Consider the following 14750-nt stretch of genomic DNA (forward strand, 5'->3'; position numbering starts at 1 on the left):
ACCCCTATGAACGGAAAATGGCGAGGCAGGGGTGGCCGAAACCGGCAATCCGCGAGGACCGCTCGACCGGCTGCCCGACCGGCGGCCGTGGCGCGTCGGGCCCCGGCCGAATTTGCCGCGGGGGCGGAGGGCGGGACGGGGTAGGCGAGGGCCAGGCCGTGTCGGCAGGACACGCATGAGGTCTCGCGGAGGATCGATGGAAGCGAACACCGTTGACGGCGGCGCGAGTTGCCAGGTTCTGGTGGTCGGTGCGGGGCCCACCGGGCTGTTGGTCGCCGAGGAGCTGGTCCGGCGCGGTGTGCGGGTCCGGCTGATCGAGCGGTCCACCGAGGAGAACACGCAGAGCAGGGCGTTGGTGGTGGGAGCCCGCACCCTGGAGGTGCTCGACGACCTCGGGATCGCCGAGGAGGCGGTCGACCGCGGCCGGATCCTGCGCCGTATCGACGTCCATCCCGGCCCGGACGACGTCATCCCGCTCGAACTGGACGGCATCCGCTCGCCGTTCCCCTTCGCGCTCTCCCTCCCGCAGCCGGAGGTGGCGGATTTACTGGAGACGGCCGCGCGGCGGCAGGGCGCGGTCGCCGAGCGCGGCACCGAACTGACCACGTGCCGTCAGGACGCGGACGGCGTCACCGCGACCCTGCGGATGCCCGACGGCGCGGAGCGCACGGTTCGCGCCGACTGGCTGATCGCCTGCGACGGGGCGCACAGCACCGTACGGCGGACGGCCGGGATCGCCGGCGACCACCGGGATCTGCACCGCGCCTTCCTGCTCGCCGATGTCGCGGCCGACTGGGACCTTCCCCAGGACCGGCTGCATCCCTGGCTGGGCGGCCACGGCATCCTCGTCCTGCTTCCGCTCCCCAAGCCCGGCCACTGGCGTGTCATCGCCGATGTCCCGTCCGGCTCCGACGCGCCGGAACCGGACGAGGACATGCTCAACCGGCTGCTCGCCGAGCGCACCCCGCTCTGCGGCGCCGACGGCGGCAGCGCGATCTCCCGTGTGGACTGGCTGAGCGGTTTCGAGGTGCGCGAGTCACTGGCCGAGCACTACCGGCAGGGGCGGATCCTGCTGGCGGGGGACGCGGCGCACACCCACAGCCCGGTCGGCGGACAGGGCATGAACGTCGGCCTCCAGGACGCGCACAATCTGGCCTGGAAGCTCGCGCTGGTCGTGCAGGGGCGGGCGGGCGCGGGGCTGCTGGACTCCTATGAGCAGGAGCGCCGTCCGGTGGCGGACCGGGTGCTGCACGCCACGACCCGCGCCACGAAGGTGGCCACGACGCACGCCCCGGTCGCCCGTACGCTGCGAGCGCAGGCACTGCGGCTGATCAGCAGGACCCCTCCCGTACGGCATCGGCTGGCCCTCGGCGTCACCGAGCTCTTCGTCGACTACGAGCACAGCCCGCAGGTCGACCGCGCCCGCAGGTCCGGCGCGGGCGGCCCCGGCCCCGGCGACCTCTCCCCCGACGCGTTCGTCCACGACGGCACGGGCTTCACCACGCTGCGGCACCGGCTGCGCGGCAGCGAACACGCCCTGCTGGTGTTCCTCGGGTACGAGGACGACGAGCGGCGGATCGCGGAGGTGACGCGGGCGGGCCGCGAGGCGCTCGGGGACTTCGGCACCGTCGTCGCGGTGAGCCGGACCCGCGGGAAGGGCGACCCCGACCGGTCGCTGCTCGGCGACCGGCACGGCGCCTGCCACCAGGCGTTCGCGGCCACCGGCCCCGGCCTGTGCCTGCTCCGGCCCGACCGCTTCATCTCCCACCGCTCCCAGGGCTGGGACATGTCCGGAGTACGGGACCGGCTGGCCGCGCTCGCGCGCTGACCGGGAGCGACGGCGCATCCGCCGTCCGGGGCCGCGCGGCCCCGGACGGCGGGCGGGCGAGGTCCCGCGCACGCCGAGGAGACGCCCGTGTGACGATCCCCACTCGAACACCCGTTTCCCCGGTCCTCCTCCGGGCACGCGCATACGTGACCCAAGAGGTGACTTCGTTGGACATATTCGATGACGAGACCGGCTCGCCGCCCACCGGCGCACTGCCGATCGCGGACTACAAACATCTGCCCAAGCTCACGATCGAGGGGATCGTCCCCTCACTCCAGCGCGAAGAACTGGAAACGGTGCTGCGCTACGAGAACAGCCACCGCAACCGCACGCCGCTGATCCGCCTGCTGATGTCCCAGCTCCGCGTCCTGCGGCACCGCGCGCGGTAGAACGTCGTCCTCCCCGCGGTGGCGTCACGACGGTGCCGCGTAACAGCGGACGGCGAAGAGCGCGGCGGGGGCGGCGCCGTGCGTGGACACCACCTCGACGGACAGCTCGTCCGTTTCGAGGGGGGTGTCGAAGGTGAGGACGTTGTGGGTCTGGTGGTTGTCGGCGCGTTCTGCGACCACGCGGTCCCCGGCGCGGACGACGTAATCGCGTACGCAGAACGGCACCGCGCGCTCCTGGTGGTCCCACAGGACGGACTCCATGGCGTGGTCGGCGTCGGTGTCGAAGGTCAGGTGGAGTCGGCCGATGCGTCGGGGTTCCGGCCAGCGCAGGCGGACGGTGGGACGGCGGTCCTCGTACGCGGCGGCCCACGCGTTGGGCCGCGCCGTGGGCCGGTCGTGGCCGTTGCGGACGCCCTCCACGCTCCACGCCCTGAGCGGAGGGTCGATCGTCAGGGCGAAATTGTGTCCGCCGGGGCGCCGTTCGGGGGTCCAGAACTCCACGCGCGGCTTGCCGACGGCGTCGTCCGCCTCCTGGGTGCCCGTGTGCCGGACCGAGAGCAGGCCGGTGACGCGCCGGGTGGTGGTCCGCACCGACACGTCGTCGTTGCGGATCAGCGTCAGGAAGACGTACCGCGGCCGGTCGACCGTCGCTTCGACGTCGACCTCGATCCGCTGCCCGGCGCCGGCGTCGAGACTGAACTCCCGCGCGGCCAGCACCACATCGGGGGTGTAGTCCTCCGGCCGGTTGCCGGTACGGAGCTCCACCCGCAAGGTGGTGGGCGCGGCCACGTCGACGGTCAGCGTCATCCTCGGCAGCTTTCCCGCGTCCAGCGGCAGCAGTTGGGCGCGCGAGTGGTCGAGCGGCGCCGCGGGACCGTCGTCGGGGAGCGACCCCACGGTCAGCTCGCTCGACGCGGTGAGCGCGGCCTGCCCGGCGAGGTCGTCCGGATCGTCGAGCCGCAGGTCGGGGATGTGCTGCCCGGCACGCAGGAGTTCACGCTGAAGGGCGGCCATCCGGTCGGGTTTCGTCAGCTCCGCCGGGAGTACGCCGTCACGCGCGCACACGGCGGCGGCCATCCCGGCGGCCTGTCCGATCTGGGCGCAGGTGGCCATCACCCTGGTCGAGGCGAACGCGACGTGCGAGACACTGATGATCCGGCCCGCCAGCAGCAGATTGCTCACGTCACGGCTGACCAGGCAGCGGTAGGGCACCTGGTAGACCCCGCGCGCGTGCAGGTGGTTGCTCCCGGCGTGCTCGCTGAACACGCCGTCGGCCGGGTGCAGGTCGAGGGACCATCCGCCGGAGGCGACGGCGTCGGCGTGGGGGCGCTGGTCGACGATGTCCTGCTGGCGGAGCATGTACAGGCCCTCGAACCGGCGGCTCTCCCGCTTGCCGGGAATCAGCCCGGCCCACTCCAGCGTCAGGGTCTTCGCCTCGGGGAAGCCACCGGAGTTCTTCAGGTGGTTCCAGACGCCGTAGACCACCTTCCAGAGCTCCCACTTGATCTCCTCCGTGTCGTGCACGGTGTCGAGACGGCCGCCGTACTCGATCCACCACAGCCGGCAGCCCTGGACCGTGGTGTCGAAGCTGCGCCAGCGGGGGATCTCGGTGATGTCGTCGAGCGCGTAGCCGGGCGGCACGAAGGTCACCGGCCGTCCGACGTCCTTGCTGTAGAAGTAGATCGACTGGCCGAGCAGGCCGCCGTACGACTCCTCGGGCGCGAACAGTTCGCCGAACTCCTCGGTGGACTCCGCGCCCATCCGGTAGGCGGCTCCGGCCAGGTAGCCGAGGACGCCGTCACCCGACGCGTCGCAGAACACCGGGGCCGTCAGCTCGTAGCGCGTGGAGTTCTGGGCGCAGAAGGCGCTCACCGAGACGATCCGGTCGCCGTCCTTGGACACCGCCGTCGCCGCCGTGTTCAGCAGGAGGGTGATGCCCGGCTCGGCGACCGCCTTCTCCAGCAGCACGGTGTCGAACAGCACGGCGTTGCCCTCGGGGTTGCGGAACATGTTCTCCACGAGGATCTCGTCGAGCACGCCGCCCTCGCGCGACCAGCGGTTGTTGTTGAACATGTGCGCGGTGGCGCCCAGCACCCAGAGCCGTATCTCGCTGGAGGCGTTGCCGCCCAGCACGGGCCGGTCCTGGACCAGGACGACCCGCGCCCCGGCCCGCGCGGCGGTCACGGCCGCACACGTACCGGCCATTCCGCCGCCGACGATCACCAGGTCGGCGCTGAGCCGCTCGGTGCGGAAGTCCCGGCTGTCGCGGGCGGGTTCGGTGGTGAGGAGAGTGCGCGGTGCGGTCATGCCGTTTCAGCGCTCCTTAGGAATCTGCTGGTTGAGGTGGCGTCAGTTCGGGCCGTGCGATGGTCACTTCGCCGCGCCGGGGCGGCCCGCCGCTCATCGCGTGCGACGGGCCGCCCCGGCAGGTGCGGGGGCAGGGTGCTAACCGGCGTCGGCGCCGATGTTGGGGGTGCCGGGGATCGCGTTCTGGTAGTAGTCCACGCCCCCGTTGCCGGAGACGGCGACTCCCGAACCCGCGGCCGGGGAACCGGAGGCGAGCGTGTACGCCTGCGGGCACGGCTGCGGTCCCGCGCCGGAGGACGGCGTCCAGGCGCAGGTGCCGCCGGTGCCGGGCGAGGTGAACAGCGGGTCGCCGAAGACCGGTCCGGTCTCCACTCCCGCGGCCTGCCACGCGGCGAAGGTGCTGTAGGTGGTGCCGCCCCAGCGCCAGGCCGGGGAGCTGGCCGCGTAGTACAGGTTGTGCGACAGGGTCATGCCGGTCTGGCCGTAGACGTTGTAGTAGAACTGGCCGGGGTGACCGTACTGGTCCCTGTTGCCCATGTCGCAGATGTTGTCCGCGATCAGTGAGCCGCCGGCCCAGGTGCCCGCGCTGTAGCCGAAGTTGAAGCAGGCGCTGGCCGTGGACTTGGTGCTCTGGGCGACGTTGGTGAAGAAGGTGTTCCCGTAGACCGACAGCGCGTTCTTCGGCGCGTTGGGCACGACGGTCATCAGGCCGCCCTGGATCTTGGCCCAGTCGTCGTTCTCGGAGATGTTGTAGCGGTAGGTGTTGGGACCCCACACCTTGGAGTCGACGGTCGAGGTGTAGGCGAGCAGGCCGCTGCCGGCGTTGTGGTGGGTGTAGTTGTACTCGACCACCGAGTTCGTCGTGCCGCCGTCGAGGTCGATGCCGTCCCAGTCGCACCCGGCCGTGAACGCCGGGTACGGCTGCACGTTGTAGACCTCGTTGTACCTGATGGTGACGTTGTTCGAGGTGTACGTCTCGATGCCGCTCGCGCCGCCGCAGGAGGTCACGTTCGCGCCCACGTCGTGGATCACGTTGTGCTGGATCACCGCGCCGTCCCAGCCGTTGCCGGTGATGCCCGCACCCGTATCCTTCGCGGGCATGCCGAGGTTGTAGACCGTGTTGCCCTCGACCGTGACGTCGGTGATGTTCTCCCCGGAGCCCCAGCCGTAGATGCCGGGGCCGTCCGGTGAGGTCACGCTCGCGCCGTGCAGCTTGTTGTGACGGATCTGGACGTCGTTCAGGGGCCCGCTGTGCCCGTTGACCGCGTAGCCGAGGATCATGATCTCCCCGCCGAACGAGCTGCTGCTTCCGGCGGGTGTGGAGAATCCGGAGATGTCGGAGCCGGACACCGCCAGCCCCTGGGTGGCGGCCGTGCCGTTCTGGTTCTCCAGCAGGACACCGGCCGCGGTCGTGGAGCCGTTGACCACTTTCAGTCCGGTCAACTGGAAGCCGCTGACGTTGTCGGCCGTCACGGCCGCCGAGTAGTCGCCGGTGCAGTTCGAGGAGAGGGTGGCCTGCCCGGTGCCGTAGGAGTTCACCACGAACGGCGTGGACGCGGACGACGAGGGCACGTTGACGGAGTTGAAGACCAGGCAGCCGGTGAAGGTCTGCCCGCCTTCGAAGGAGACGGAGCTTCCCTGGGGGAAGGCGGAGCCGTTGACCTTCGCGACGGTCTTCCACGCCTGGGCGGGTGACAGTCCGGTGTTGCTGTCGCTGCCGCTCGGCGAGACGTAGTACGTCGCCGTCGCGGCGTGTGCCGCGACCGTTGTGGCGGGCAGACAGCCGAGGACGACAGGTACGATCGCGAGTGTGAGCGCCTTTGCTCTCATGGTTCTCCCTCACTGCGTGCGTATGTCGACGCACAGGCACGCAGTCGATGAATCGTGGTGGGGGCATGCCTCGGCCAACCGCGTCCGGCGTGTACCGGCGCGGTGCCGGGCAGTCCGTGTGCGCTTCCGGGCCGCGACGTTCACGGCGTCGCGGATCCCGGATCCGGCTCCACGGGACCTCGTGCGCGCTCCTTTCCGTGGGTCGAGGTGATGTGCCCGCGCGGGCGGTACGCCTCTGCGCGGAGGCTCTGGTCAGGTATCCCGATGGTCAGGCGGGCCGGAAGGCCGGGTATCGGGATGGTCGGGTATCGCTTTGGTCAGGTGATCCGGAAGGTCCGGCGCGCTTGGGTGCGCGAGCTGTTGCCGGTGTGGACGTGGATCTCGCCCGGCTCCACGGTGAAGATCCCGGCCGGGTCGTTCGTCCAGAAGCCGACGTCGTCGGCGCCGAGGGTGAAGCGGACCGTCCGCTCCTCCCCTGCGGCCAGCCGGACCCGGTCGAAGCCCCGCAGGCGGCGGACCGGCTGGGCGATGGCGGCCACGGGGTCCTGGACGTAGAGCTGGACGACCTCCTCCCCTTCGCGCTCGCCGGTGTTGCGGACGTGGACGGTGACCTCGACCGTCTCGCCCGCCAGGAGTTCGCGCACCGTGATCCGCTCGCGGCTGAGCGTCGGCTCGTCGAGGGCGAAGTCGGTGTAGCTCAGGCCGTGGCCGAAGGGGAATCGCGGGCCGTCCTGGACGTCGAGGTACTTCGAGACGTACTTCTCCTCCGGCACGGCCGGGTCGTACGGGCGGCCGGTGCGCTCGTGGTTGTAGTACAGCGGGACCTGGCCCACCGTCCGCGGAAAGGTCACGGGGAGCTTGCCGCCCGGGACGACGGCCCCGGTGAGCACGTCGGCGATGGCCGGGCCCGCCTCGATGCCGGGGTGCCAGGCCATGACGACCGCCTGCACCTGGTCCGCCCAGTCCCCGATCGTCAACGGCCGCCCGCCCACGAGCACCACCACGCACGGCGTGCCCGTCGCGGCGACCGCCCTGATCAACTCCTCCTGGCGGCCGGGAAGTCCCAGGTCGCTGCGGACCGCCGCCTCTCCACTGATCTCGGAGGGCTCACCCACCACCAGGACGACGGCGTCGGCGGCCGCGGCCGTCGCGACGGCCTCCGGAAGGCCGGAGACGTCGGAGCCGTCCGCGGGGACGCCCGGGGCGTGGGTGACAACCGCGTCCGGCAGGGCTTCGCGCAGGCTCCGCAGGACCGGGACGGCCTCGGGCGCTCCGGGCAGCGCCCACGTCCCCAGCAGATCGCCGCTGTCCGCGAACGGGCCGAGGACGGCGAGCGTCCCGATGGCGGTCCCGTCCAGCGGCAGCGCTCCGCCGTCGTTCTTCAGCAGCACCACGCAGCGGCCCGCCACCTCGCGGGCGGCGGCCCGTGCGGCGGCGCTCGGGGCGGTGATCTCGGCGGACTCCTCGACGTACGGCCGCTCGAACAGACCGAGCCGCAGCTTCAGCCGCAGGACGCGGGCCACGGCGTCGTCCAGCCGCTCCTGGCTCAACTCGCCGCGCTCCAGCAGGGCCGGGCCGTGGTCGACGAAGGTGGTGGACACCATCTCCAGGTCCACACCCGCCGACAGCGCCAGCCGCCCGGCGTCGGCCTCGTCGGCCGCGCTGCCGTGCGCGATCAGCTCCTGGACCCCCGTCCAGTCGCTGACCACGACCCCGTCGAACCCCCAGCCGTCCTTCAGAACGCCGGTCAGCGTACGGGGGTTGGCGTGCGCGGGAACGCCGCTGACGGTGTTGAAGGCGGCCATGACGGTGGCCGCTCCCGCGGCGACGGCGGCCTCGAACGGCGGCAGGTAGAGGTTGCGCAGCCGCTGCTCGGAGACGTCCACGGTGTTGTAGTCGCGCCCGCCCTCGGCGCCGCCGTACGCCACGAAGTGCTTGGCGCAGGCGGCCACCCGGTCCGGCGCGGACAGGTCGTCCCCCTGGTACCCGTGAACCTTGGCCACCGCGTAGCGCGCGGCCAGATACGGGTCCTCGCCGGGGCTCTCGGCGATCCTGCCCCACCGGGGCTCGTGGGTGACGTCCACCATCGGCGAGAACGTCCAGTGGACGCCGTTGGACCGGGCCTCGGCCGCCGAGACCTCGCCGTCGGTCCGCGTCACGGCCGGGTCGAAGGCCGCCGCCTGGGCCAGCGGAATGGGGAACGTGGTGTGGAATCCGTGGATCACGTCCAGGCCGAAGACCAGCGGAATGCCGAGCCGGGACTCCTCCACCGCGATGCGCTGAACGGCGTTGCTGTTCGTGGCGCCGACCACGTTGAGCACCGAGCCGAGCAGGCCCTTGCGCGCCGCGGCCTCGACCGCGCCGGTACTGCCCCCGCCGGGACCGGTGTTCCAGGCCCAGGCGAGCTGCTGCAACTGTCCGAACTTCTCCTCGACGGTCATCCGGCCGAGCAGGTCGGCGATACGGGTCTCGTGGTCGTCGGCGCGCGCCGGGTTCGGCATCGTGGGCTCTCCCTGGTTCATCGGTCCTCCGTCCGGGTCCTGACCGCCTCGGGCCAGGCCAGCGAAATGCCGAGGGTACGGCTCAGCAGCCCTTGGTAGTCGGCCAGTTGCGCCTGGTCTGACCGGACCTTGCGCGGCGGCAGCGCCCGGTCCAGGCAGAATCCGGCCAGAGCGCCGACGGCCTCGCCGATGGCCCACTCCACGGGGTGCAGGCGGTAGCAGCCGTTGGTGATGTGGGTGGTGCCGATGTTCTTGTTGGCGGGCAGCAGATTATCGACCCGGACCGGGATCAGCGCGCCCAGCGGGATCTGGAACGGGTAGGAGTCGATGTCGATGTAGGTCCGGCCGGTGGTGGAGGGGTGCAGGTCGATGCGGTAGCTGCCGAGGCCGACGCTGTCGTGGAAGACCTCGCTGCCCGCGCCCTCGGGCCGCGCCTGGACTCCGACGTGCTGTTCGAGGACGGTGAACTCCGCCTTGATACGGCGGGATTCGCGGATGTACGGCGTCTTGGCCAGGCCGTCCGCGGTGCCGGTGACATCGGGGCGCGGGCGCAGGCCGGGGTAGCCGGTGCCGCCGTCGGGGCGCGGGGCCTCGGTCTGGAGCCAGTGCAGGAAGGACAGCGACAGGTCGCGGCTGGCGGCGAGGGCCGCCTGCCGGGCCTCGGCGCTCACGCCGAGCAGCGGCGCCTCCCAATAGTCGATCTGGGGCCAGTTGACGACGGTGAGGTCCGAGGCGAAGGCTCCGGGCGCGAACTGCTCGCGGGCCAGGACGCGCCGGAACTGCCACAGGTCGAAGTGCTCCCCCGCGCTCTGGTCGGCGCCCATCAGCGTCCAGGTGCGCTCTTCGAGGGTGATCGGAACGACGTCGGTGAGGGAGAGCTGCGGTCCCGGCCAGAAGGGCGCGGTGGTGGTGAGCCAGTGGTCGTAGGTGTCCGGCCGGTCGATGACGTGGTCCTCGCCCGGCCGGTGTTCCAGGGCGAAGCACCAGGACACGGCCTGCTGATCGAGGGGGTCGGCGGTGTCGGGCGCGTGGGGCTCGCCGGTCTCGTCGCGGCCCTCGGCGCCGATGACGTGTTCCACACCGGCCAGTTCCAGCAGGTCGCCGAGTTCGGTGGCGTCCGCGACGTAGGAGGCGTGGACGGTGATCCGGCGGTCGTCGTGCCGTCCGGCCAGTGTGACCGCCTCGACACGGTCGCCCTCGGTGTGCGCGGCGACGGGCTCGTACCCGGTCAGCACGGTGATCGCGCCGGAGGCCCGCCAGGGGGCCAGCATCTCCTCGATGACGGCCGCGGCCACCCGCGGTTCGTGACACATGCGGCTGACGATGCCGAGACCCGGATCGAGTCGGGGGTCCCGCGCCGCCCCGGGCGTGAGCGGGTAGTTGCGGCGGTAGTAGTCGCGCACGCGTCTGCGCAGGTCGGCGTAGCCGGGTGGGCAGGCGGGGCCTTCGATCCAGGGGTGCTCGTCGGGTGGCACGGCCTGGGCGGTGAGCTGCCCGCCGAGCCAGTCGGTGGGCTCGGTGAGCACCACCGTACGGCCGAGCCGCGCCGCCGTGAGCGCGGCCGCGACGCCGCCCAGCCCACCGCCGACCACGAGGATCTCTGTTCGTATCTCTGCCATGTGCCCAAGAACTCCTTGTCACCGGTCTCTGCCGGTCGGAACGGTCGGTTCCGGCTCGGTGGTCGTGCCGGGTGTCTTCAGGGCAGCCGTGATCGACGGACGCCGCCCGCTGTCGTGAGATGCGTGCTGTGCGGCCGCTCCTGTCAGCTCACCGCCGCGATGGTGGCGCCGGGGACCAGCGGGCACGGCACGAGGACGCTCTCGGCCCGCTTGCCGGGGTCGTCGAGCATCGCGTGCAGCTGGTCCACGGCGATCCGGCCGATCTCCTTGCGGGGGATCTCCAGCGAGGCCCACTGACCGGCGAGGTCCGCGGAAGCCCCTTCCAGTACGGCGACCGAGACGTCCTCGGGGATCTTGCGGCCCCGGCTCGCGAGGCCGTCACGCAGCGATTCCGCGAGCCGTACGCTCTCCACCACGATGGCGGTCGCGCCGCCGTCCGCCACCTCGTCCAGCCACGCCTGGTCGAGGTCGGCCGCGCCGAGGTGGCCGGGGGAGGTGTCCGTCAGTCCGAGCCGCGCGATGGCCTCGGCGTAGCCGGTGCGGCGGTCGGCGTACGGTTCCAGTTCCAGCCAGTCGCGCACGTAGCCGAACCGCCGGTGGCCGTGGTCCGCGAGGCGCTCGACGATCTGTCCGCTGGCCGACCGGTAGTCGGGGATGATCTGCGGGATCTCCGCGCCGGGCACCTCGCGGCGGCCGATGTGCACGAAGGTGTACCCCTCGTACCAGAGCCGGGCCAGCTCGCCGCGGTCGGTCGCCACACCGAGCAGGATGCTGCCGTCGGCCAGATTCAGCCGGTTCGTGCCGCCCCGGTAGATCTTGCGCTCGCCGTCGCCGCCGGCCCCGGTGGAGGTGAACAGCACCAGGTCGAAGCCGGTCTCCTCCGCGCGTTCCTCGATGCCGAGCAGGAACTCGAAGTAGAAGTCCTCGCGCGCGTGCGGGAAGACCCGCTCGAAGGTGTGCACGCCCAGCAGGTTGTTGCGCTGATTGCGCATCGCCCGGGCGGCGGGGTTGGCGACGTAGCCCAACTCCTTCACGGCGTCGAAGACCCGCCGCCGGGTCTCCTCCGAGATCCGCGCGGTCGCCGCGTCACCGCTGATCACCCGGGACACCGCCGACTGGGACACTCCGGCGAGCCGTGCCACGTCCGCCTGGTTGGGCGCCCTGCCGCGTCGTTGTCCTGTCATCACGCCCCCTGGAGTGCTTCCCGCCGGGCGGTGGTCGCCGCGGCGTGTGTCGTGTCGGCCATCACCCCGGCCCGGCCCTTGGCGTGCAGCCAGCACTTCGCCCAGTGGCCGTCGCCGAGGTCGGTGACCGGTGGGGCCTGCTCGGCGCACTCCTTCATCGCGAACGGGCAGCGGGGGTGGAAGCGGCAGCCCGCGGGCGGGTCGATCAGGCTGGGCGGCTCGCCCAGTTCGTCGGCGCCCGCGAAGAACGCCTCGCGGTCGCCGACACCGCGCTCGGGGTCGGGCGAGGACTCGATGAGCAGCTTGGTGTACGGGTGCTGGGGGGACGCGATGACGTCCTCCTTCGGTCCCGACTCCACCATCTGGCCTGCGTACATCACGGCGATCTCGTCGCACAGGTAGCGGGCGCTGGCGATGTCGTGCGTGATGTACAGCAGCGCCAGGCCGTCCTCGGCGCGCAGCCGCTGGAGCAGATTGAGCATCTCCAGCCGGATGGAGACGTCGAGCATGGAGATCGGCTCGTCCCCGAGCAGCACTTTGGGTTCCACGGCGAGCGCGCGGGCGATGACGACGCGCTGGCGCTGGCCCCCGGACAGCTCGTGCGGGAACTTCGCGGCGAATTCGGCGGCCGGGGTGAGGCTGACCTTCTCCAGCAGCAGCGTCATCCGCTGCTCGCGTTCGGCCGCGGACAGGTGCGGGTGGTGCAGCCGCAGCGCCCGGTCGAGGTTGTAGCGGACCCGGTGCATCGGGTTCAGGGAGCCGAAGGGGTCCTGGAAGATCATCTGGACCTCGGAGTGGTAGGCGCGCCGCCCCCGCCTGCTGCGGCTCACCGGCTCGCCGCGCAGCAGGATCTCGCCCCGCGTCGGTTCGTGGAAGCGGGCCAGCATCCGTGCGAGCGTGGTCTTCCCGCTGCCGCTCTCCCCCACCAGCGCCAGGATCTGACCGGGCTTCAGCCGGACCGTGGCGTCCTCGACCGCGCGGACGACGGAGGTACGGCCGAGCGCGCCGCGGGCGGTGAAGTGCTTGGAGACGTCCAGCGCCTCCAGTACATACGGCGGCGCTTCGTGCGCCGCGTCGGGCGTGCGGGCCTCTTCGTCCGGAGCGGACACGGCCTCGGTCATGTGCTTGCTCATCGGGTCTCGCCTCCGTTGTCGCCGTCGGTCTCGTTGAGCAGGCACGCCGCTTCGTGTCCCGGCCCGGGGCCCACCGGCAGCAGCAGCGGCAGCCGCTCGTCGCACCCGTCCGTCCGCCGCGCGCAGCGCGGGTGGAACGGGCAGCCCGACGGCAGTCGGCGCAGGTCGGAGGGTGTGCCGGGGATGCCGTGCAGATCGCGCAGCGGGGCGTGCAGCGGCGGGAAGGAGTCGCGCAGCCCCTGGGTGTAGGGGTGCTTGGGCGCCCCGTAGATGGCCGCGGCCTCGCCCACCTCGACGATGCGGCCCGCGTACATCACGGCGATACGGTCGGCCAGCTCCAGCAGCAGCGACAGGTCGTGGGTGACGAAGACGACGGCAAAGCCCAATTCCGCGCGCAGGCGCAGCACTTGGGCGAGGATCTGCCTCTGCATGACCACGTCGACGGCGGTCGTGGGCTCGTCCATCACCACCAGTTCCGGCCCGCAGGCCAGGGCCAGGGCGATGGCGGCCCGCTGACGCATTCCGCCGGACAACTGGTGCGGGTAGTCGCGGATCCGGTCCTCGGAGATGCCGACCAGGCCGAGCAGTTCGGCCGCCCGCGCCCAGGCGGCCCGCTTGTTCAGCGCGCGGTCGTGGGCGCGCAGGACGTCGGCGAACTGGGCGCCGATGCGCATCACCGGGTTCAGCGCGTCCATCGCGGACTGGAGCACGATGGACAGGGCCGTCCACCGGTAGCGGCGCATCTGCCTGCCGTCGAGCGCGGCGAGGTCGACCGGCGGCGCGCCGTCCCTGCCGTGGAAGAGGATCTCGCCCGCGGTGGTGACGGCCGGCGGGCGCTGGAGCCGGGTCAGGGCGGTGATCAGCGTGGATTTCCCCGAGCCGGACTCTCCGGCGACGCCGAGGATCTCCCCTCGGCGCAGGGTGAAGGAGATGTCGGAGCAGGCGCGCACCGGATCGGCACCGGTGGCGTATTCGACGGTCAGGCCGCGGACTTCGAGGACGGTCTGTCCCGCGGGGATCAGCGGCCGGTGCTTCGGCTCTGTGTGGACGGTCATCAGGCCGCGCCTCCCGTCCGCGCCAGTTGCCTGGTGCGCCGGGCGGACACCGGTCGGGCGACGCGCAGTTTGGGGTTGGCCAGTTCGTCGATGCCGAAGTTGACCAGCGCCGCCGCGGTGCCGATCAGGGCGATGCACAGGCCGGGCGGCACGAACCACCACCACAGGCCGCGCAGGACCGCGCTCTGCTGCTGCGCTCCCTGGATCATCGTCCCCCAACTGATCGACGAGGAGTCGGAGATGCCGAGGAAGGCCAGTCCCGCCTCGGCCATGACGGCGCCGATCATCGCGTGCAGGAACATCGACGCGATGAGGCCGGTCAGATGCGGCAGCACTTCGGCGAAGACCAGTCGGCGACCGCGCTCGCCGAGCATCCGCATGGCGCGTACGAAGTCGCGGTTGGCGATGCTCATGGCCTGGGCGCGCAGCGTGCGCGCGCCGCCCGACCAGCCGAAGAAGCCGATGATCAGGGCGATCGTGGTGAGCCCTGTGCCCTGGAGGTAACCGGCCACGATCATGATGAGCGGCAGCGTCGGCATGACGAGGAAGAGATTCGTCAGGAAGTTCAGGGCGCCGTCGATCTTGCCGCCGTAGAACCCGGCCGGTACGCCGACCAGGATCGCGATCGCCGTGCCGACCACCGCGCCGAGCACGCCGACGTACATCGAGCCGCGGGCACCGGCCACGACCTGGGCGAGCATGTCCTGCCCGTACTGGTTGGTGCCCAGCGGATGTCCGCCGCCGGGCGACCGGGAGATGGCGGTGGTGTCGTTGGCGCGCGGGTCCAGGCCGAGCAGGCTGTGCGTCAGCCAGGGGCCGAACACGGCGAGCAGGAGGAAGAGGACGAGGATGCCCAGGCCGATGCGGACTTTCCAGCCGCGGAGGAAGAGGGTACGCACGGCCG

At 71.7% G+C, this 14750-nt stretch carries 10 protein-coding genes; 2 read left to right on the forward strand and 8 right to left on the reverse strand.

Translation table 11 applies throughout. From position 1 onward, the window contains the following. Positions 1 to 196 precede the first annotated feature (196 nt). Entirely contained in the window at positions 197 to 1828 is a 1632-nt protein-coding gene (locus tag ABZX65_RS00585; protein ID WP_355332747.1) for an FAD-dependent monooxygenase, read from the forward strand. A 167-nt stretch (positions 1829 to 1995) separates the two neighbouring features. Continuing rightward, the gene (locus tag ABZX65_RS00590; protein ID WP_355332750.1) at positions 1996 to 2217 is read left to right on the forward strand and encodes a hypothetical protein; all 222 of its coding nucleotides are present in this window, start codon (positions 1996 to 1998) and stop codon (positions 2215 to 2217) included. Positions 2218 to 2241: 24 nt separating this feature from the next. Here ABZX65_RS00590 and ABZX65_RS00595 read toward each other — a convergent pair whose 3' ends face one another. From ABZX65_RS00595 to ABZX65_RS00630, 8 genes are all read right to left on the reverse strand, one after another. Next, complete coding sequence (locus tag ABZX65_RS00595) at positions 2242 to 4524, reverse strand: FAD-dependent oxidoreductase (RefSeq protein ID WP_355332753.1); 2283 nt, start codon at positions 4522 to 4524, stop codon at positions 2242 to 2244. A 138-nt stretch (positions 4525 to 4662) separates the two neighbouring features. Further along, on the reverse strand, positions 4663 to 6354 hold the full coding sequence (locus ABZX65_RS00600; protein WP_355332756.1) for a right-handed parallel beta-helix repeat-containing protein: 1692 nt from the start codon (positions 6352 to 6354) through the stop codon (positions 4663 to 4665). A gap of 317 nt (positions 6355 to 6671) precedes the next feature. Beyond that, positions 6672 to 8876: a glycoside hydrolase family 3 N-terminal domain-containing protein gene (locus ABZX65_RS00605; RefSeq protein WP_355332759.1), complete on the reverse strand. Its 2205-nt coding sequence runs from the start codon at positions 8874 to 8876 to the stop codon at positions 6672 to 6674. After that, entirely contained in the window at positions 8873 to 10474 is a 1602-nt protein-coding gene (locus tag ABZX65_RS00610; RefSeq protein WP_355332761.1) for an FAD-dependent oxidoreductase, read from the reverse strand. Before ABZX65_RS00610 ends, ABZX65_RS00605 begins: the two co-directional genes overlap by 4 nt. A 143-nt stretch (positions 10475 to 10617) precedes the next feature. Then, positions 10618 to 11658, reverse strand: a complete 1041-nt coding sequence (locus ABZX65_RS00615; protein ID WP_355332764.1) for a LacI family DNA-binding transcriptional regulator — start codon at positions 11656 to 11658, stop codon at positions 10618 to 10620. Further along, a complete protein-coding gene (locus tag ABZX65_RS00620; RefSeq protein ID WP_355332767.1) occupies positions 11658 to 12791 on the reverse strand; it encodes an ABC transporter ATP-binding protein in 1134 nt (377 codons plus the stop codon). Before ABZX65_RS00620 ends, ABZX65_RS00615 begins: the two co-directional genes overlap by 1 nt. Then, on the reverse strand, positions 12788 to 13846 hold the full coding sequence (locus ABZX65_RS00625; protein WP_355332769.1) for an ABC transporter ATP-binding protein: 1059 nt from the start codon (positions 13844 to 13846) through the stop codon (positions 12788 to 12790). The genes ABZX65_RS00620 and ABZX65_RS00625 overlap by 4 nt, the downstream gene beginning before the upstream one ends. Further along, positions 13846 to 14745 carry an ABC transporter permease gene (locus ABZX65_RS00630; RefSeq protein ID WP_355332771.1) on the reverse strand — a complete coding sequence of 300 codons (900 nt, stop codon included), beginning with the start codon at positions 14743 to 14745 and terminating at the stop codon, positions 13846 to 13848. Before ABZX65_RS00630 ends, ABZX65_RS00625 begins: the two co-directional genes overlap by 1 nt. Between the last annotated feature and the right edge of the window lie 5 nt (positions 14746 to 14750).

The sequence above is a fragment of the Streptomyces sp. NPDC003300 genome (genome assembly GCF_040610915.1).
Lineage (GTDB): Bacteria > Actinomycetota > Actinomycetes > Streptomycetales > Streptomycetaceae > Actinacidiphila.